Below are 18,172 nucleotides of genomic sequence, written 5' to 3' on the forward strand. Positions count from 1 at the left end.
TAGTACTTACTTTTATACAAGTACTTACCCTGAAGTATGTAGCCATGACAGCAATCAAAGAGAGTTCAACCATACAGGAAAACAAGCAGACCGCATTTAAAGAATGTCCGGTAACCTATGTAATGGAAAAGATAGGGGGGTATTGGAAACCCATCATTTTGTTTCACCTGTTATCGGGCAGCAAACGGTACAGTGAGATCAAAAAAGCCATCCCGGCCATTACCGAAAAAGTGCTGATCCAGCATCTGAAGCAGTTAGAAGCCGATAATCTGATAGTAAGAGAAGCGAAGCCTGTAGTGCCGCCTTATGTTAGCTATACGCTTACTGATGCAGGTATGCGTTTAAAACCTATTTTGTACACCATGGCGGTGTGGGCAATGGAACAAAGCAGTGTAGATCCCAAAATGTATTATAAAAACATGGATGAGTTTCCCGGCAAGATCTTGCATCCGGATACGGTAGCGTAGTAAAGCACAAAAGCGGTCGCTCGGCTCCAGCCTACAGGTGTTGGGAAGATATAATTTCCTGCCAAATTTGTCATTTCGATAAGCAGAAGCCGGGGTTTGTGGCAGAGGGCGAAGAGAAATCTTGTACAATTTGCTTATCTCGAAGTATAAGATTTCTCCTCGTACCTCGTCGAAATGACAACTTTTTCTTCTTCTCAACACCTGTAGGCTGGAGCTGAGCGACGGCTGTGAGAAGATAAGTAGATTATCCCTTAAACTTCCGTCCGCCTACATTAACTATAACCACCCAGAGAAGTACAATAATGCCAAAAGCGATCAGCATGTGATCGGTATGGTTGGGCATTAGGGTGGCTACAATGCCTAATAAAAGGCATAGGAGCCCGGTGATCAGGAGACTGCCGCCTATCCAATTGGCCAGACCGTCTTTGTCCTTACAGGTTCGCTCGTCATAACCGGCAATGATCTCAACTCTTTTTTTGTATTTGATAAGATAAGCCAAAAAAATGAGCAGCCCTGCCGCGCACATCTCAATTATCCCCAATACCATACATCCGCTTTGCATACCTGTAGTATAAAGTTTATTGCGCCTTTAAACTATCAGCCTTGGCTTTTGCCTTCTTTTTGAAAAAGCCGCGCAGCAGAAAATTGTGCTGTACTGCTTCCAGGTCATCATTAAGTTTAACCGAGCTTTGTTGCAGATAGTTCAGTGTGGTTTGTACCTGTGTGGCGCCTTTCTGATCGTTCAGCAGCACACCCAGAATGTTGTCGGTAGTATTCAGTTTATTGCTGGCTTTGGTCAGGTTTTCGGTAAGGGTTGATGCATTCGCCGCTGTTTTTTGCAGCTGGGCAACCGATTGGCTTATTTTGTTGAAAGTAGCTGTGTCGGTAAGCAGTTTATCGGCAAAGCCGCCTTTGGTATTCATTTTGGCGCTGAAATTATTCAACTGTACGGCCATGTTTGCAGCACTTTGTGTGGCGGCCTGTAAATTACGCATGGCGCCGCGCAGTTGTATGGCCATGGTGCTATCGGCCATTAAGGCGCCAACAGTTCCCTTGCCTTCCAGTATTTTATGGCTCAGTACTTTAAAATCGGTGGTGATAGCCAGCAGATTCTGGTTATTATCCTGTAGGGTCTTCAACATGTCGTCGGTTGAGAGCATTTTCTCGGCCTGCAATACGTCGCCGTCCTGAATTTCAGGAGCTTGCGGACTACCGCCATCAATCACGATGATCTTATTACCAATTAACCCGTCGGAGCTTACTTTGGCGCCGGCGTTGCGGTGTATATATTGCTGAGTGGCCTGATCAACATTCATAAACACCTGTACTTTTGATGGGCCGATGAATTTAACCTCGCTGATGGTACCTACCTTAACGCCCGAAAACCATACGTTATTACCTTTTTTTAGTCCGGCTACGTCGCTAAAAACGGAGCTTATTTTTATGTTTTTTACAAAGCTTTTTTGCTGGCCGCCAAGCGTGAATACCCCCAAGATAAATACGATGAGGCCAAGCGCTAAAAATATGCCTACTATTATTGCTTTTCTATTTTCTGTTGCATCCATGATAATGGTATAATGTCTGTTCTTAGTGAATAAAGTTGTAATCAAAAAATGGTTTAACCCGGGTATCGTCGGTATCAAAAACCTCATCAAAAGTGCCGGTACGCTGAAACTGCCCATCGAGGAGCATGGCTATACGGTCGCCGGTTTGTTTGGCGCAGGTTAAATCGTGCGTAATGATGATAGATGAAGTATTGTAGCGCTGCTGCACTTCGTTAATGAGGTCATTGATCTCGATACAGGTTATCGGATCAAGACCGGCAGTGGGCTCGTCATACAGCATGATCTCGGGGTTTAGGATCAGCGTACGGGCAATACCGATACGTTTACGCTGACCGCCCGAAAGCTCGGCAGGCATCTGGTTAATGGTTTGCGACAAACCAACGGCATCCAGCACGGTTTCCACCGCGGTATTGATCTCAGCCCGGGTAATGCCTTTACGGTTACGCACCAATGGAAATTCCAGGTTTTTACGAACCGTCATACTATCATACAAAGCGCTGTTCTGGAACGAAAAGCCGATCCTCACCCGCAGTTCCTGCAGTTCTTTTTCGGTTATTTGCTCCATATTATGCCCCAGTACGGTTATTTCGCCCGCGTCTGGTTTCAATAGGCCCGAAATGATCTTGATCAATACCGATTTACCCGTACCCGACCTGCCCAGCACGACCAGGTTTTCGCCCTGGTAAAGGTCAAGGTCGATACCGCGCAGTACGGCATAATCTTCGAAGGCTTTTTTAAGCCCTCTGATACTGATAACCGGGTTGCTGTGATCTGTTGGTGTATGTGTCTTTTTCATATTAACGGAACCAGCTGGTTATCTGTACAATAATCACTTCTTCAATAAATACCAGGAACATGGCGGTAACTACGGCGCCGTTAGCTGCCTTGCCAACACCTTCGGTTCCTTTGGTCGAATTGTATCCCTGGTAGCAGCCTACAATACCTATGGTAAAACCAAATACGATTGATTTGATGAGCGATGCCACAAAATCAACAAAAGTTAAAGGCTCAAATACCTGTTGTATAAAGGTACTCCAACTGGTGCCTTCGTTCTGACTTACATTTAAAAATCCGCCCAATATGGCTATCAAACCGGTATAAGTTGATAAAATAGGAATGGTAAGGGTAGTGGCCAATACGCGTGTACACACCAAAAATTTAAAAGGTTTGGTGCCCGATACTTCCATGGCGTCTATTTGTTCGGTTACACGCATAGAGCCCAGCTCGGCGCCAATACTTGAACCTACTTTACCCGATGCGATAAGGGCGGTAACCAAGGGTGCCAGCGCACGCATAATAGCGATAGATACCAATGATGGCAACCATGACTGCGCTCCGAACTCGGATAAGGACGGGCGAGACTGTTTGGTAAATATCACCCCAACAATAAAACCGGTAACCGATATCAAGGTAAAAGAACGTACACCTACCTCGAAACACTGCCTTACGATCTCTTTAAATTCAAACGGGGGGACGAATGCCTCCCTGAAAAAACGCAAAATAAATTGGTTGATCTTATAGAGATCGGTAAAAAAGTTAACGAGGCTTTGTTTAAACTTCGAATTCTTTTTAACCGCTGTTGTGCTTTCTGCTGTATCCATTAAATACGATATAGTAGGTATTTGTACAAATTAATTATGGTTACTCTACAATAACCTGATGCAATTGTTTGAACTTGATATATAATATGGCAGTTTTCTGTTTTTGCATGATAAAATCTAAATTCACTATACAATTAACAAGCCAAATTATAGGCCATGGATTAACCTGCTGAAAGTTAAGGAGGCCGTTTTTAATAACATATTAAATTGAGTTTAAGTTTCTGACCATATGGGTAAAAAAATAAAACCGCAATTGGCTGCAAACGTAACAGTTATAATTTATATTGAATGACAGGGCTGAGAAAAATATAGTTGATGGAGTGTAAAATTTCTGTTCAACAACACTTTTAATAGTAAATTAGTGGCTTGCCCTGTTTATTAAAATATGCATATAGTTTTGAGGTATATAATCATTACCGCTTTGTTTTTATTGTTTTACAACTTGTTGGCCAGCGCGCAATTATATAGCCCCAGCGATAAGAAAGCCACGGCCGAAACCAGCGCTCTCTTTTTTAGTATGCAGCGTTTGTTGGGTGCCGGCGTTCTGTTTGGACACCATGACGATACGGCTTATGGTGTTAACTGGAAGTTTGAGCTCAACGGCTCGGATGTAAAAAGTGTTACGGGTTCATACCCGGCGGTGTATGGTTGGGATTTGGCTAAAATTGAGCACGACAGTATTAATGATATTAACGGGGTCCCTTTTAAACTGCAAAAACAACTGGTAAGGGAAGCCTATGCGCGCGGCGGTATCAATACTTTTTGCTGGCACATGGATAATCCGGCCAATGGTAAAACGGCCTGGGATACCACAGAACATACGGTTAAAGAATTGATACCTGGCGGGGTTTACCATGATGTTTATGTTTCCTGGCTGGATAAAGCAGCCGCATATATGGCCGATATGAAGGGTCCTGGCGGCGAAGCCATTCCCATCCTGTTCAGGCCTTTTCACGAGCTCACCGGCAGCTGGTTTTGGTGGGGCAAAAATACTTCGTCGGCCGATGAATTTAAAACGCTGTGGTGCTTTACTATTGATTACCTGCGTAAGAAGAAAAAACTGCATAATCTGCTCATCGTATATTCCGCCGCCGATTTTGATTCAGAAGGGGAATTCCTGGAACGCTACCCCGGCGATGACTATGTTGATTTTGTGGGTTTTGATAATTACTGCTACACTAACGTTGCCGATTATCAAACCAAACTGGATAATCGCCTTACTATTTTAGAGACCATAGCAACCAAACATCATAAAGTAGCCTGCCTGCCCGAAACGGGTTATGAACAAATACCCCAAGCCGACTGGTGGACAAAAGTTTTGCTGCCCATACTGGCCAAACACAAACTATCCTACGCATTGGCTTGGCGAAACGGCACTGCAAGCCATTATTTTGTACCCTATCCGGGACAAGTCAGTGCTGATGATTTTATAAAGTTTTATAATAGCGGGAAAGTAATATTTCAGGACAGGCTTACACCTTTGAGTGTGTATGGCAAGCCGAATAGTGAGTTGTGAGTTGTGAGTTAAAAATGACGGACAATTTAGACTAAAATCCTGAGAATCCTTAAATCGTATGAATCAAGGTTCAGACAAAAAACGCACTACTCACCACTCACTAACTCACTATCGGGCCTTCCTCAACACCAGTACTCCAAGCACACCTGCCAATAAGGAAGCTAACAAAATACCATATTTAGCCTGATCAACCATTTCCGGGTGACTAAAGGCAAGCCCCGATATAAACAACGACATGGTAAAGCCCACGCCAGCCAGCAGGGCCACCCCGATAATCTGTTTCCAGGTAGATTTTGCGGGCAGTTGCGCACCAAATTTTACCATAAGCCAGGTGGCCAATAACACACCCACAAACTTGCCCGCCAGTAAACCGATTGCCACTCCCAGGCTTACTGGGTTAGCCAGTGACGAAAAGAAGTTAGCGCCGATCACGATACCGGCATTGGCCAAAGCAAAAAGCGGCATCACCACAAAAGCCACCCATGGGTGCAGCATAAATTCTACTTTTTGCAGCGGTGTCTCGGCATCCATGCTTAATTTTTTTATTTTTTCGATAGTGTCATGCTGCTCGGGCGTGGTTAGGGTGCTGTTGTTAGGGATGGCATTTTCAAAATTGAGCAGTAGCTTGCGCAGGTTATCGGCATAGCTTTTTTCGTTGATGCGGGTACGTGCAGGGATGGTAAAGGCCACTAATACACCCGCAATAGTGGCGTGCACTCCCGAAAGTAAAAAAGCTACCCAAACAGCGAAGCCTATCACCAGGTAAAAAGCAATATGCCTGATGCCCATTTTGTTGCCTATAAGCAGTATCACCAATAACCAAACCCCAATGGTTAAAGGCATTAGGGCAATATGCGAACTATAAAATATAGCAATCACCAGTACAGCACCCAAATCGTCTGCCACAGCCAGGGCTGATAAGAATACTTTGATGGAGGATGGGATATGTTTGCCCGCGATGGAAAGCAGTGCCAGCGCAAAGGCAATATCGGTGGCCATAGGGATACCCCAGCCATGTTCAGATGGGGTGTTTTTGTTGATCAGGAAATAAATAAGGGCCGGTACCAGCATACCACCCAAAGCAGCCACCATGGGGAAGGATGCTTTTTTGATGGAGGAAAGCTCACCGGCCATAAACTCCCGTTTCAGCTCCAGGCCTATCACAAAAAAGAATATAGCCATCAGTCCGTCGTTGATCCACAGGTGCAGGGAATGATCAAGTACATGACCGTTAAAGCCCAGGGAAAATTTGATGTCCCAAAGGGCATGATAGAAATGCTCGAGCGGGGAGTTGACCCAAATGATGGCTATTACCACGCTGATAAAAAGCACAATGCCGCTGGTATGTTCCTGGTGGATGAACTTATTTACAGGAGCGGCGATCTTTTCAATGGGAGTTTTTTGCCTCATCGCTCCTAAATTAAGGAATTATTTAAAACCAAGTCAGGTGCTCAAACCTTTATTTCTATAAATAGCAATATGAACACTTATCAGCAAAAATGGATCGATGTACTAAATCACGCCAACCTGCCGGGATGGAAGATAGAGGCACAGGGAGAGGATATATTCGTGGAGATGCCCCATATAACCGATCTGAAATTAATAAGGGACAACCTGCCGCAAACCATCGGCTTAATGTCATTGGATATTGAAGCACCCAAAGAGCGTTTGAAATTTATTTTTCATAACGGACATGAGCAGTTTGAGTATTTGCTTAACCCTACAGAAGATGATTTGAACAGGGAGTGATCAAATTTTGGCTTTGGTAGATACCACTACTACCGATATCCCCATGCAGGCTATCAGGATAAACGAAGCCCTTAATGTTGCCAGGCCCGCTATGAAACCAATGAGGGGCGGGCCCACCAAAAAGCCCAGGAAGCCTATAGTTGATACTGCTGCCAAAGCCACACCCGGCTGCATGGTTTTTGATTTGCCCGCAGCGCTAAAAACCATGGGCACAACCGATGATACACCAACACCTACCAATAAAAAACCGGCTATGGCTGTATATACATGAGGAAATGCTACCGCGAAAAGCAAACCCGTAGCCGTTAATGTACCGCTTACCTGCAAGGTGCGCTTTAAGCCATAACGGTGCGCGAACTTATCGGCAAAGAACCGGCCTCCCGCCATGGTAAGCATGAAAGCAGTAAAGCCCACGCCTACAAGGGCTGTTGGTGCAAGCACTACCTTTTTAAAGTAAATAACACTCCAATCAAACATGGCGCCTTCGCAGATCATCGAACAAAAGGCGATAACACCCAGTTTGATCAGTGAACTATCGGGCATCACGAAAACCGGACCCGCGTTGGCTACTTTATCATCTTTCAGATAGCGGGCTGCTATAATTACACCTATCATGATCACCACCATCATTAATATAAAATGATGATAAGGCGCTACATGGTTGGCGATCATAAATGTACCCACACCCGCGCCTGTGAATCCTGCCAGGCTCCATAAGCCATGAAATGAGGCCAGGATGGGGCGTTGATATAATTCTTCGGTAAGTACGGCCTGGGTGTTTACAGATATATTTACGGCGTTGCTGCTGAAGCCGAAACAGATGAGGCAAATGATCAGCTGAAAAGGATTTTGCGCCAAACCTAAAGTCACCAGCGCCATCGAATAAACCAATAAAGCGCTGATCAGCAATTTACGGCTGCCTATTTTAGTGATGATCCAGCCCGAAAAAGGGAGGGAGCACATTAAACCTACCGGCAACGCAAATAATACTGCGCCCAAAGCAGCATCAGAGAGTCCCATGTCTTGTTGTACCGTAGCAATGCGCGATGCCCAGCTCGAAAAGCTAAGGCCGGCCATAAAAAACATGGCCCCCACAGCAATGCGGAGTGCTTTTTTTGATACAGGAAGAGGTACAGCTGGCGCGTCGATCATTGATATTTATGTAAGTGTATTTGTTACACTATGTATTGTATATACAAAGGTATAACAAATATGTTAAAAATTAACAGGCTAAATCGTTTTTTGCCTGATACATAAATATTTACCCGCGATATAGAATTATCCGCAATCGCCATCGGGTGAGCAAGATTCTCCTTCAATAATGGTTAATGAAGGCTTTTTATTTTCCTGCTGCCACTCGCTAAATGATTTTTCGATAGTTTCCAGGAATAGGGGAACGGCCTGTGCGCCCGATACGCCATATTTATTGTTCATCACAAAAAACGGAACGCCACGGATGCCTAACTGCTGCGCTTGTGCTATATCGTATTTTACCTCATCGGCATAAGTATCACTTGCTAATACTTGCTTTATTTCAGCGGCATCTAAGCCAATGCTTATACCCAACTTAATCAGGGTATCGTTATCGTCAATATTCTGTCCTTCGGTAAAGTAGGCTTTAAACAAGGCCTCTTCGGCGGCGTCGCCCAGATCATGTTTTTTGGCGAGGTGTGTAAAACGGTGCGCATTAAAACTATTGGCTACTACGGCGCGGTCGAAATTGTAGGTGAGGCCAACCTCGGCGGCCATTTGGGTTACATGATCGTTCAGTTGAGCGGCATAATCCAGTGTCCAGCCTTTGGCATCGGCCAGGTATTGATTAATATTGGTCGACAGATCGGTTTTCATATCGGGGTTGAGCTGAAAACTTTTCCATTCAATTTCTATCTGCTCCTGGTGCCCTGATTGTTGCAGCGCATCCTCAAAACGGCGTTTGCCAATGTAGCAAAACGGACACATCACATCAGACCATATCTCTATCTTCATGTTTTTCTTTTTTTTAGAATATGCAAAGTTAGCATAGCCCTGCCATCCCGTGGTAAAAGCAACGTAAAATTTACAACGACTTATGAATAATGTATACTATAATATTTGCCAAACTGCTAAAAAAACGATTGTTTTGCTGCCACATTTACAATGTATTATTAGCTATGAAAAAATCCCCTATTTATTTCTTGCTGGCTGTTATTTGTTTCAGCTTTACAGCATCGGCGCAACAAAAAGCTAAACCAGTTAACCCGAACGATCGTGATCTGTTCAGTGCCGGTTTAGCTTCGGCATTTATTGGTGGTTTGTATGATTCGTATTATCCATACAAACAATTAAAACAGCATGGTAATTTTGGTTTGGGCGCGCCGGCCAGGCTCGATGGCGAACTGCTTGTTTTTAAAGGACATTTGTACCAGACACAGGCTACCGGTAAAACCACCGAAATACCCGATACCGGTAAAACGCCGTACGCGGTAGTGTGTTTTTTTAATGCCGTTAAAGTGTATAAACATAGTGGGACATTAAACAAAGCGGCGTTTTACAGTTACCTGGATAGTTTGCTCACCAACCAAAATGGTATTTATGCTATCCACATCAGTGGTAAATTTAAACTGGTAAAAACCAGGGCATTCCCGCCGGTTGAAAAGCCGTATCTGCCCCTGGCCTCGATGTTGGACAGGCAGCACTTTTTTGACCATGCCGATATGAACGGCGACCTGATCGGTTTCCGGATACCAAAGTTTATGGAGGGGCCGCACATTGCCGGTTATCACTTTCACTTTTTATCAACTGATAAAGCCTTTGGAGGCCATGTGGTTGACTTGATAGCCGAAAATATTACGCTTGAAATTGAACCACTTAATAGCTTTACCCTGGATGTACCACAGACTGCCGATTTTGATCATTTTGATTTTGCAAAAGATCGTAAAGAAGAGATCAAAAGCGTAGAGAACGGTAAAAAGCAGTAAAATACCAGCTTTGATGGGCAGGTTTTTGACTAAAAATAATTATAGTGTGGGCTGTTTTTTATCAAGTAATTTTTAATAAATTCGGGATGATTTTAGACTGATTGTTTGAAATTACTTAGCAGGGTAAACCAAAACCTATACTTTACTATTGATATGCCATATATATTTTTAGACGAAAACCTGTCAACGGATGCTTTGTTTTATGGCCGTTTTGCCGGTATATTAAAAACCAATGACTATTTGCTGTTACCCTACCGTTATGCTGTCTTAAACCCCGAAGTGTAATGAGCAGTAGGAGCAGAGCTTGGATATTTTGGCTGGGTGTTATTTTATTGATTGTACCGGGATTGGTGCACGCTTACCTGCTGATGCCTTTTCCAGGCAGCCAGGATCTGGATGCCATTACCGTATGTTATTATCTCGAAAAACTGGTTAACCCATTACGTGTGGTTGCTACGCTGCTCATTGTAGGGTATCTGATCAAATATTATGGGTATTATGGAAAAAATACGGCCAGGGGTAATATTATAAAGGTGGTGGTATTGGTGCTTAGCCTCATCAGTTTTTATTTTACCGATTTTGCCTATAAGGCCGAAGCCATGTTTAAAGAAACAGCCAGGGTGAAATTCGCTACCGGTTTTACCAATAAAGTACCCTTGAATTACCTGGTTATAGGGGTGGTGATTAATGGCGCGGCCAGGGCTTATCCGGTAGTTTACCTGGGCTATCATCATAAAGTACAGGACGAAGTTGGGCGGAAACCTGTCTTGGTAACTTATTGTACCATGTGCCGTACCGGTAGGGTATACGACCCGGTTATCAATGGAGTCACGCAGCATTTCAGGTTGGTAGGAGCCCGGCACTATAATGCTATTATTGAAGATGAAAACACCAAAACCTGGTGGTACCAGGCCACGGGCGTAGCTGCCGTTGGCGAATTGAAAGGTCATCAACTAAAAGAATTACCTTACGAGCAATCAACCCTGGGAGCCTGGTTACAAAAACATCCTAACTCGTTGATCATGCAGCCGGATAAATTATATGCTGATGATTATGCCGATCTAAAAAATTATGATCGTGTGCAGGCCATTGATCGCGATAGCACGCTGGAAAATAAGGATGCGCTAATCCCTAAAAGCTGGGTAGTGGGGATAATTATCAACGGTAAAGCCCGGGCTTATGATTGGCGGCGTTTAACTAATAAACATTTGCTTAATGATGAGTTTAATCATCAGGCGTTGCTATTGGGTGTTGAGCATGACAATCTTACTTATCATGTCTGGAATACAAATATCAATGGTAAAACCCTGCATTTTAACCTGGGTAATGATGGCTTGCTAACCGACCAGGAAACCGCTTCGGTTTGGGATTGGGATGGCTTGTGTATTTCCGGAACGCAAAAAGGGCAGCGATTGGCCAAAGTGCAGGCCTACCAGGAATACTGGCGGTCATGGAAGCATTTTCATCCAACCACAACGTTTTGGAAAGGTGGCGAAGTGGAAGTAATAGCTGATGTCTATTAACGCTTAGCCCTCAATAACGGCCACAATTTTGCCAATGTCGCTGTTACTCATCAGCTCATCTTCGGGCAGGTTAGGGTAGTATTTATTCAGGATCTTTTTAATGAGCAGGTAACTCTCTATGGATTGAATAGGTGGATTGGCCAGCTCGTTGATAATGGAGCCTACCATCTTGATCTTTTTAGCTTCATACTGGTTCAGTACAAAATCTGAGGTCTTTTTTTGGCGACTGGTAGCAATCAGTTCATCCAATTTCTTGATGTCTTCAACCAAGTCCATCAGCTTTAATACGTCCACCTTTTTCATCGGGTCAAAATTAAACAATTATTTGTGCCGCAAAATAACATTCAGTTAATATGTAAAAATAAAAGGGCAAATAACTTGTTTAAACCGCTATTTTATCTTAACTTTTGTATAGTTTAAATAACGCGTACTTAACTGATTTTTAACAAAAAACACATTATCTTAGGTAAATTAAAAATACGTTATGAAAAGAAAGTTTTTTACTACCGCGATGTTAGTAGGTTGTTTTATGGTTTGTATGGCAGCCATTGCCGATTTGAGTGGCAAATGGGCCGGAAAATTAGTTTTAGGTGATGGTTCCGAGTATCCATTATTATATAATTTTAAAGTTGACGGCGATAAGCTAACCGGCACGGCTTTAACACCCGAAGGTGATGTGCAGATAGCTAATGGTAAAACCGATGGTACTACTTTTTCATTCAGTGTTACTACCAGCGGGATGGATATTCCGCATACCGGCAAGTTCTATGGTGATTCAACCGGAATCGACCTGGAGATCAACGGAGCTAAGGTTCATTCGGTATTAAAAAGACCAGAAGAAAAGAAATAATATTAAAGTATTTTCATACTTAAACCTCGCTATGAAAACCTTACTTTTTAGTAAGGTTTTTTTGTTTGGTTAAACTATTTAACCAAAAGTTTGTATATCCATAGCGGCAGGGCTATAATGCCTGTTGGCAATATCCCTATGAAAAAAAAGATGATGGCGACTGCCGTTATGGTTATTACGGTGATGATCTGTTTTGCCGCGGTAATAAATATCAACGGAAAATGGACAGGAACGCTCAAACTGCCCAACAATACCACATTTGTATTAAACTACACCTTTAAGGTGGATAGCGATAAGCTTACCGGCACAGCCCATATGCCCGAAGGAGATGTGCAAATTACCGATGGCATGATTAACGGCAGCGATTTTTCTTTCAACGTACCTGTACCCAATGGTAATGCACCGCATACCGGGAAAATTTACCCGGATTCCATCCAGATGCATATTGTTTATAAAGGGGAGCATCTGAACACGGTATTGAAACGGGGTAATTAAAACTTATTTTTTATAAGGCATTGCTTATTAAACGTGCAGCTACTACCTTTGCGGCATCATGCTGCAACGTTTTACAGCCTATTTACTCATCGTTTCGCTGATCACGGTTAATTTCTCGCGATTTTTTATTTACGCGGGTTTTGAACTGAACAGGAACTACATTGCTACCAAGCTTTGCGAAAACCGGAATAAACCCTGGTTGCATTGCGATGGTAAATGTTATTTCGCGAAAAAGATAAAACAGGCAGAGGAAAAGCAGGCAAGCGATGAAAGGCAGTCGCAAAAGAGCCTCTTTCAGGAAGTTTACGTAGCCAGTTCAACGGTTATTAAATTTCACTCCAGCTTGTTGCAAGTGATTGTAACCCCTTATGATTGTACCCTTCCGGTCGACCGTGTCGGTACGATCTTCCAGCCTCCCCGGTTAGGATAATTCCCATTTTATTTTCCCGGATTTTTTGGATTGATGGCTTTGCTGTGTGCTTTTGCATGTGCAATTGTCTGAATCAGAATTTACAGAATTTTAGGATTTACAGAATTCTGGTTCAAACAAAATGCAGTAAAGTAATTGATATGCAAAGGTTTGCCGTATGCGTTTCAGAATTATTCTGTTAATCCTAAAATTCTGTAAATTCTGATTCAGACATCCATTCATCCCCCCGGGAAACCCATTGTCCTATACTTAATTTTTATACCGGGGCTTCGGCTCCTGATGATTTATTCATGAAAAAATATCTAATTCTATCTATACTATTTATATCATTTTTTACCCGGTCATATGGCCAAACCATCCTGCAGGGAACCATTACAGATGCCAATACGCATGAGGCGCTGGTGGGTGCCTCTGTATGTAAAGCCGATGCCGCTACCGGCGTAAAGCTGGCCACAACCAATGCTAAGGGCCATTTTAGCATCAATGCGCAGGGGATTACCAAACTTAAATTTGCTATGGTAGGTTATAATGCACGCATTGTGGATGTGGCTACGTTGAAAGGGCACGACCTTGACATCGCCCTGGAGCCTTCAACAGTGGATCTGCAACCCGTGGTAGTAACCGCCAGCCGGGAAGGGCAGGCCAGGCAGGATGCGCCTATCGCTATCAGCAAAATAAATTCTACCCAGATCAAAGACGCCAAAGCTACCGCCTTATACCAGTTATTGAACAAGGTAGCCGGTGTTTATATGGTGAACCTGGGTAACGAGCAGCATACCATGGCCATCCGTCAGCCTATTACCTATAACGCGCTTTATTTATATATGGAGGATGGTTTGCCGATACGCCCTACAGGGATCTTTAACCATAACTCGCTGTATGAGATCAATATGTCGGGTGTTAAGGATATCGAGGTGATCAAAGGTCCGGCGTCATCGCTGTATGGTAGTAATTCTATTGGCGGCGCGGTAAACTTTATTACGCAAGGGCCGCCTACGGGTTATGCAGGTAATGTTTCTGTTCAGGGCGATAATTATCACTATCGCCGGGTTGATGCCGATGGCAGTTTTAGCCAGGGCAAGTTTGGTTTGTATGTTGGCGGATATGTGGCTCATCAAAAAGACAGCTGGCAGGATTATTCCGACTTTGACAAGTATTCGGTTAATTTTAAAACCACTTACGATTTTAATGCAACCACGCGTTTAACCACCGCCGCTGCTTACAATTACCTGGATACCCAAACACCGGGCAGTTTGGATAGCACCCGTTTTTACAGCCGTAAATATAGTGCCAATCAGCGTTTTACCTACCGCAGGGTGAAAGCTTTCCGGGCAAGCACACGATTGGATCATCAGTGGGATGACAAGAACAGCACTTTTGTAACCCTGTTTTTTCGCGATAACTCTACCGCGCAGCTGCCCAGCTATTATATCTCTGATGTGCGGGATAATACCGGCAAATACGTAAGCTCGAACGGGCAGGTGAACGATCAGAAATTTCAGAGCTATGGTTTACTGGCCCAGCACCGTGTAGATATCGACTTTCTGCATTCGCGTTTGATTGGTGGTGTTTATATGGATGATAGTCCGAGCTCGTACTATGCCCAGTACCTGAACATTGATAAAGATGTGCAGAACAACTACTACACCGGCTTTACCAATACCGGCAGGTACATTGATAATTACAACATCAAACTGTTCAATACGGCCGCTTACCTGCAATACGAAATAAAACCAGTAGAGGCACTACGTATCGTCGGTGGCCTGCGTTATGACAGGGTACATTATGATTTTACCAACAGCATCCCGGCGGGGCAAACCAAATACAAACAGCAGGAAACCAATAATTTTAATATCCTGGCGCCAAAACTGGGTTTAACTTATGATCTGGGTCATAACAAAGGCTTCTACGCCAACTACAGCGTAGGCTTTCAGCCACCAGAAACCGGCGACTTGTACAGCTCGCGCCAGTTAACACCATTGAAGCAAGCCACTTTTGATAATTACGAAGTAGGCGGATGGTTTTCGGCGTTCAACAAGAAGTTATACTTTGAATTGAGTTTGTTTGATATGGAAGGGCATAACGAGATCATCAGTCAGCTGTTGCCCGATAATACCACCCAAAACCAAAACGCAGGTGCAACCCGTCACCGCGGTGTGGAGTACTCCGTAACCGTGGCGCCGGTGAAAGAATTGACCTTCCGGTTTAGTGGTACCAATGCCCGCCATACCTATGTAGAATACAGCGAAGTACGCACCAGCAATGGCACCAGCACGGTGATCAACTACGACGGCAACCGTATGAACAACGCACCCGCCTGGATAGCCAACTCCGAGCTCACCTACAAGCCGCAGTATCTGCAAGGTTTCCGCATTGCTACCGAGTGGCAGCACATTAACCAGTACTATACCAATCCGGCTAATACCAAAACTTACAGTGGTTACGATATTTATAACCTGCGTTTGGGCTATGATATCAAAAGCAGCGTGATCAAAGGAGCGGGTATCTGGTTTAACGTGATGAACTTAACCAACAAGTTATACGCAACCACAGTAACCAGCAACCAATACGGCGATACGTATAATGCCGCGCCGCCGCGTACTTACACTTTGGGTATCAGTTACTCTTTTTCAAAATATTGATCATGGCATCATCAGCAATAAAAAGTAATTTTTATAAATGGCATCGTGTACTGGGCTTAATAGGCCTGGTACCGGTGATCTTTTGGACATTAAGCGGGCTTTCGCACCCTTTTATGTCAAATTGGTTCAGGCCATCCATTGCCAAAGAGGTGTTTAAACCTCTGCCGCAAAGCAAAATGGCACCGGCACTGTCCCTGCAACAAGTGATGGATCAAAACAATCTGCACGAGCTGCGGAATTTTAATCTCATCCATTTTAACAAAGGTACCTTTTACCAGGTGCAAGGGCGCGATAGTGTTTACCAATACTATTCGGCTACCGACGGTGTACTGCTGCCCAACGGCGACGTACAGTATGCCGAATACCTCGCCCGTTTTTTTACACAGGACTCTACATCTACCCTGAAAAGCATCCTGCTACAAACCAATTTCGATGCGCAATACCAGCCTATCAATCACCTGTTGCCCGTTTGGAAAGTTTCCTTTAACCGCCCGGATGGCATGGATGTTTACGTAGAAACAGGCCATAACCGCATGGGCACATTTAACAACAATACCCGGAAAACCATGCTCTGGGTATTTGAACAGTTCCACACCTGGCAGTTTTTGGCCGATATTGCCGGCGATACTTTCCGCAACGCGTTCCTACTGACTATTATGTGCGTGATGTTGTTCTCGCTCATCAGCGGGCTAACCATCTACGGTTTGTTCTGGAAAAAGTTCAAGGCCATACAGCAAAACCGTAAGGCCAAAGGCGCGGAGGATAAACGCTTTGTGCACCGCTTTCATCGGCAGATAGGGCTGATTGTATCTTTTGTGATGTTCACCTTTGTGGTAAGCGGGGCTTTTCACCTGTTTGTAAAACTATATCACAACGAACCGGCTAAAGCTGACTATGGGCAGGTGATCAACCGTAAACAATTAGCTGTTTCCAACCTCAACTTACCCATTGCCGATAGCACCATCAAACAAAGCGGCTTGGTAAGTTTTAATGGCAATACTTTTTACCAGGTGGTCGACAACAAAAAAGAGGTGCTTTACTTTGATACGCAAACCGGCAAAGAACGCGAATTAGCCGACGAGGACTATGCCCGCTTTTTAAGCACCTATTATCACACTGCGGCCTCGGGTTTAAAAACATATAAAGGCCGGGTAAAGGTAGATGTGATCAAGCAGTTTAATAACGAATACGGCTTTATCAACAAGCGCCTGCCGGTTGCCCGGGTTAGTTACCCCAACGGCGACAATTGGTACATCGAAACTACCTCATCAAAGCTGGCTGCCAAAGTTGCCGGTATCGACAGGGCCGAAGGTTTATCCTTTATCTTCCTGCATAAGTATTTTGGTATGAGCTGGGCTGGTAAGGATATCCGCGACATCGTGAGTATGCTTGCCGCCCTGGGTGTGCTGGTGGCATCGCTGTTTGGCTTTGCCGCATTTTTAAAAAATAAATAACCATGAAAAGATCAATCATTATTTTGTGTTTAGCGGTATGGTCATTGGGAACCATCACGGCTTGCAGCAACGGCCCTAAAGCCATAGAAAAGCATCAAAAGAAAAGCAAGTACACCTGCACCATGCACCCCGACCTGAGTTTCGACAAACCCGGCGTTTGCTCCAAATGTGGCATGGAACTGGTGGAAAGGGATACGACGGAGTAATAGTTGAGTCGACTCACCCGACCATCGCTACGCTTGGTCACCCTCTCTTCGGTTTTGCCGGAAAGAGGGGATTTAAAAATGGATGAAAATAAAAGAAAAAATTTCCCATGCCCTCTTTCCGCCGAAGGCGAAGAGAGGGCCGTCCAGCGAAGCGCCGACGGGGTGAGTCGTCGCCATTATGCTGTCATGACATACGGGGTTTTAAACTTCGTATGTCTTATTTCTTGATTCTTATTTCTTGCCTCTTCTTCTACTTCTTCCTCAACAAGGTTGTATGCGCTTTGGTATCACCCACGGCAATATCAACCCCGATTGAATCTGCATAAAATTTGCCGGTGTGGGCAATTTCCATGTCGCCCAGTGTTACAGTGAATTTGAAATCGTTGCCGGTTATTTTACCGTCGTCAATAGGCAGGTCGCCTTTGGGGGTTTTGGCTGTTCCGGTTAATTTATCACCGTCAATTTTAAAGTTGTACAACAGCGGATAAACCTCGCCGGTTTCTACTTTTAAAGTACCTGTCCATAGGCCCGAAAAATCGGCGATAGCGGCGAAACTGGCTAAAAAGCAGCAAATTAATAAGGCGGTTATCAAAAATGTCCTTTTCATGTGGTTGTTTTTTCGATACTTAAAGTTAGTCCCTCAATTATAACTCATGGTGAACAGGAGGTTAAATTTCAATGTACCTAACGCTATGTTATTGTTAAAAAAACAATAAT

General features: G+C 44.1%; 21 protein-coding genes. 12 read left to right on the forward strand and 9 right to left on the reverse strand.

Going from position 1 to position 18,172, the window contains the following annotated elements; all coding sequences use genetic code 11:
• Positions 1-44: 44 nt before the first annotated feature.
• On the forward strand, positions 45-467 hold the full coding sequence (locus tag ACTJKG_RS17415) for a winged helix-turn-helix transcriptional regulator (RefSeq protein WP_172337080.1): 423 nt from the start codon (positions 45-47) through the stop codon (positions 465-467).
• Positions 468-711: 244 nt separating this feature from the next.
• On the opposite strand, the gene ACTJKG_RS17420 is transcribed toward ACTJKG_RS17415, so the two are convergent.
• Genes ACTJKG_RS17420 through ACTJKG_RS17435 form a run of 4 tightly spaced genes read right to left on the reverse strand, consistent with a single transcriptional unit; the run spans position 712 to position 3,633 of the window.
• Entirely contained in the window at positions 712-1,029 is a 318-nt protein-coding gene (locus tag ACTJKG_RS17420; RefSeq protein WP_172337081.1) for a DUF3784 domain-containing protein, read from the reverse strand.
• A gap of 16 nt (positions 1,030-1,045) precedes the next feature.
• Positions 1,046-2,032 (reverse strand): MlaD family protein, encoded by a 987-nt coding sequence (locus ACTJKG_RS17425; protein WP_172337082.1) that lies wholly within the window; start codon positions 2,030-2,032, stop codon positions 1,046-1,048.
• 22 nt (positions 2,033-2,054) lie between these two features.
• Complete coding sequence (locus ACTJKG_RS17430) at positions 2,055-2,828, reverse strand: ABC transporter ATP-binding protein (RefSeq protein WP_172337083.1); 774 nt, start codon at positions 2,826-2,828, stop codon at positions 2,055-2,057.
• A 1-nt stretch (position 2,829) separates the two neighbouring features.
• Complete coding sequence (locus tag ACTJKG_RS17435; protein WP_172337084.1) at positions 2,830-3,633, reverse strand: MlaE family ABC transporter permease; 804 nt, start codon at positions 3,631-3,633, stop codon at positions 2,830-2,832.
• A gap of 385 nt (positions 3,634-4,018) precedes the next feature.
• Between ACTJKG_RS17435 and ACTJKG_RS17440 the strand changes: the two genes are divergently transcribed.
• Entirely contained in the window at positions 4,019-5,149 is a 1,131-nt protein-coding gene (locus ACTJKG_RS17440) for a glycoside hydrolase family 26 protein (protein WP_440739927.1), read from the forward strand.
• A 108-nt stretch (positions 5,150-5,257) separates the two neighbouring features.
• Here the strand turns inward: ACTJKG_RS17440 and nhaA are convergent, their stop codons facing one another.
• A complete protein-coding gene (gene nhaA, locus ACTJKG_RS17445; protein ID WP_440739928.1) occupies positions 5,258-6,559 on the reverse strand; it encodes a Na+/H+ antiporter NhaA in 1,302 nt (433 codons plus the stop codon).
• Positions 6,560-6,628: 69 nt separating this feature from the next.
• Between nhaA and ACTJKG_RS17450 the strand changes: the two genes are divergently transcribed.
• Entirely contained in the window at positions 6,629-6,898 is a 270-nt protein-coding gene (locus tag ACTJKG_RS17450; protein ID WP_172337087.1) for a hypothetical protein, read from the forward strand.
• Here the strand turns inward: ACTJKG_RS17450 and ACTJKG_RS17455 are convergent, their stop codons facing one another.
• Both ACTJKG_RS17455 and ACTJKG_RS17460 read right to left on the reverse strand, forming a co-directional pair.
• Positions 6,899-8,050 carry an MFS transporter gene (locus ACTJKG_RS17455; protein ID WP_440739929.1) on the reverse strand — a complete coding sequence of 384 codons (1,152 nt, stop codon included), beginning with the start codon at positions 8,048-8,050 and terminating at the stop codon, positions 6,899-6,901.
• Positions 8,051-8,176: 126 nt separating this feature from the next.
• Positions 8,177-8,884, reverse strand: a complete 708-nt coding sequence (locus ACTJKG_RS17460) for a DsbA family oxidoreductase (RefSeq protein WP_172337089.1) — start codon at positions 8,882-8,884, stop codon at positions 8,177-8,179.
• Positions 8,885-9,048: 164 nt separating this feature from the next.
• On the opposite strand from ACTJKG_RS17460, the gene budA reads away from it, so the two are divergent.
• The 3 genes from budA to ACTJKG_RS17475 all read left to right on the forward strand — a co-directional run bounded on the left by budA (position 9,049) and on the right by ACTJKG_RS17475 (position 11,378).
• Entirely contained in the window at positions 9,049-9,855 is an 807-nt protein-coding gene (gene budA, locus ACTJKG_RS17465) for an acetolactate decarboxylase (protein ID WP_172337090.1), read from the forward strand.
• Between the two features lie 105 nt (positions 9,856-9,960).
• Positions 9,961-10,140, forward strand: a complete 180-nt coding sequence (locus ACTJKG_RS17470; RefSeq protein ID WP_440739930.1) for a hypothetical protein — start codon at positions 9,961-9,963, stop codon at positions 10,138-10,140.
• Positions 10,140-11,378: a DUF3179 domain-containing (seleno)protein gene (locus ACTJKG_RS17475; protein ID WP_440739931.1), complete on the forward strand. Its 1,239-nt coding sequence runs from the start codon at positions 10,140-10,142 to the stop codon at positions 11,376-11,378. Before ACTJKG_RS17470 ends, ACTJKG_RS17475 begins: the two co-directional genes overlap by 1 nt.
• A 3-nt stretch (positions 11,379-11,381) precedes the next feature.
• On the opposite strand, the gene ACTJKG_RS17480 is transcribed toward ACTJKG_RS17475, so the two are convergent.
• Positions 11,382-11,681, reverse strand: a complete 300-nt coding sequence (locus tag ACTJKG_RS17480) for a hypothetical protein (RefSeq protein WP_172337092.1) — start codon at positions 11,679-11,681, stop codon at positions 11,382-11,384.
• A gap of 181 nt (positions 11,682-11,862) precedes the next feature.
• Between ACTJKG_RS17480 and ACTJKG_RS17485 the strand changes: the two genes are divergently transcribed.
• The 6 genes from ACTJKG_RS17485 to ACTJKG_RS17510 all read left to right on the forward strand — a co-directional run bounded on the left by ACTJKG_RS17485 (position 11,863) and on the right by ACTJKG_RS17510 (position 17,455).
• Positions 11,863-12,228, forward strand: coding sequence for a glycoside hydrolase (locus ACTJKG_RS17485; RefSeq protein ID WP_172337093.1), 366 nt, complete (start codon positions 11,863-11,865; stop codon positions 12,226-12,228).
• A gap of 138 nt (positions 12,229-12,366) precedes the next feature.
• Positions 12,367-12,723 (forward strand): glycoside hydrolase, encoded by a 357-nt coding sequence (locus ACTJKG_RS17490; RefSeq protein WP_172337094.1) that lies wholly within the window; start codon positions 12,367-12,369, stop codon positions 12,721-12,723.
• A gap of 58 nt (positions 12,724-12,781) precedes the next feature.
• The gene (locus ACTJKG_RS17495; protein WP_172337095.1) at positions 12,782-13,153 is read left to right on the forward strand and encodes a hypothetical protein; all 372 of its coding nucleotides are present in this window, start codon (positions 12,782-12,784) and stop codon (positions 13,151-13,153) included.
• 290 nt (positions 13,154-13,443) lie between these two features.
• Positions 13,444-15,795: a TonB-dependent receptor gene (locus tag ACTJKG_RS17500; RefSeq protein WP_440739932.1), complete on the forward strand. Its 2,352-nt coding sequence runs from the start codon at positions 13,444-13,446 to the stop codon at positions 15,793-15,795.
• 2 nt (positions 15,796-15,797) lie between these two features.
• Positions 15,798-17,249: a PepSY domain-containing protein gene (locus ACTJKG_RS17505; RefSeq protein ID WP_440739933.1), complete on the forward strand. Its 1,452-nt coding sequence runs from the start codon at positions 15,798-15,800 to the stop codon at positions 17,247-17,249.
• A gap of 2 nt (positions 17,250-17,251) precedes the next feature.
• The gene (locus ACTJKG_RS17510; protein WP_440739934.1) at positions 17,252-17,455 is read left to right on the forward strand and encodes a heavy metal-binding domain-containing protein; all 204 of its coding nucleotides are present in this window, start codon (positions 17,252-17,254) and stop codon (positions 17,453-17,455) included.
• A gap of 250 nt (positions 17,456-17,705) precedes the next feature.
• On the opposite strand, the gene ACTJKG_RS17515 is transcribed toward ACTJKG_RS17510, so the two are convergent.
• Positions 17,706-18,062 (reverse strand): hypothetical protein, encoded by a 357-nt coding sequence (locus ACTJKG_RS17515; protein WP_440739935.1) that lies wholly within the window; start codon positions 18,060-18,062, stop codon positions 17,706-17,708.
• Positions 18,063-18,172 lie beyond the last annotated feature (110 nt).

It is taken from the genome of Mucilaginibacter sp. 22184, from assembly GCF_052045695.1.
Classification (GTDB): domain Bacteria; phylum Bacteroidota; class Bacteroidia; order Sphingobacteriales; family Sphingobacteriaceae; genus Mucilaginibacter.

Coding starts and splice junctions, on each gene's coding strand:
- ACTJKG_RS17425 (WP_172337082.1), bottom strand. CDS start 2,032: ATGGATGCAACAGAAAATAGAAAAGCAATAATAGTAGGCATATTTTTA.
- ACTJKG_RS17460 (WP_172337089.1), bottom strand. CDS start 8,884: ATGAAGATAGAGATATGGTCTGATGTGATGTGTCCGTTTTGCTACATT.
- ACTJKG_RS17515 (WP_440739935.1), bottom strand. CDS start 18,062: ATGAAAAGGACATTTTTGATAACCGCCTTATTAATTTGCTGCTTTTTA.
- ACTJKG_RS17435 (WP_172337084.1), bottom strand. CDS start 3,633: ATGGATACAGCAGAAAGCACAACAGCGGTTAAAAAGAATTCGAAGTTT.
- nhaA (WP_440739928.1), bottom strand. CDS start 6,559: ATGAGGCAAAAAACTCCCATTGAAAAGATCGCCGCTCCTGTAAATAAG.
- budA (WP_172337090.1), top strand. CDS start 9,049: ATGAAAAAATCCCCTATTTATTTCTTGCTGGCTGTTATTTGTTTCAGC.
- ACTJKG_RS17500 (WP_440739932.1), top strand. CDS start 13,444: ATGAAAAAATATCTAATTCTATCTATACTATTTATATCATTTTTTACC.
- ACTJKG_RS17415 (WP_172337080.1), top strand. CDS start 45: ATGACAGCAATCAAAGAGAGTTCAACCATACAGGAAAACAAGCAGACC.
- ACTJKG_RS17475 (WP_440739931.1), top strand. CDS start 10,140: ATGAGCAGTAGGAGCAGAGCTTGGATATTTTGGCTGGGTGTTATTTTA.
- ACTJKG_RS17510 (WP_440739934.1), top strand. CDS start 17,252: ATGAAAAGATCAATCATTATTTTGTGTTTAGCGGTATGGTCATTGGGA.
- ACTJKG_RS17480 (WP_172337092.1), bottom strand. CDS start 11,681: ATGAAAAAGGTGGACGTATTAAAGCTGATGGACTTGGTTGAAGACATC.
- ACTJKG_RS17450 (WP_172337087.1), top strand. CDS start 6,629: ATGAACACTTATCAGCAAAAATGGATCGATGTACTAAATCACGCCAAC.
- ACTJKG_RS17495 (WP_172337095.1), top strand. CDS start 12,782: ATGCTGCAACGTTTTACAGCCTATTTACTCATCGTTTCGCTGATCACG.
- ACTJKG_RS17430 (WP_172337083.1), bottom strand. CDS start 2,828: ATGAAAAAGACACATACACCAACAGATCACAGCAACCCGGTTATCAGT.
- ACTJKG_RS17420 (WP_172337081.1), bottom strand. CDS start 1,029: ATGCAAAGCGGATGTATGGTATTGGGGATAATTGAGATGTGCGCGGCA.
- ACTJKG_RS17485 (WP_172337093.1), top strand. CDS start 11,863: ATGAAAAGAAAGTTTTTTACTACCGCGATGTTAGTAGGTTGTTTTATG.
- ACTJKG_RS17490 (WP_172337094.1), top strand. CDS start 12,367: ATGAAAAAAAAGATGATGGCGACTGCCGTTATGGTTATTACGGTGATG.
- ACTJKG_RS17440 (WP_440739927.1), top strand. CDS start 4,019: ATGCATATAGTTTTGAGGTATATAATCATTACCGCTTTGTTTTTATTG.
- ACTJKG_RS17455 (WP_440739929.1), bottom strand. CDS start 8,050: ATGATCGACGCGCCAGCTGTACCTCTTCCTGTATCAAAAAAAGCACTC.
- ACTJKG_RS17505 (WP_440739933.1), top strand. CDS start 15,798: ATGGCATCATCAGCAATAAAAAGTAATTTTTATAAATGGCATCGTGTA.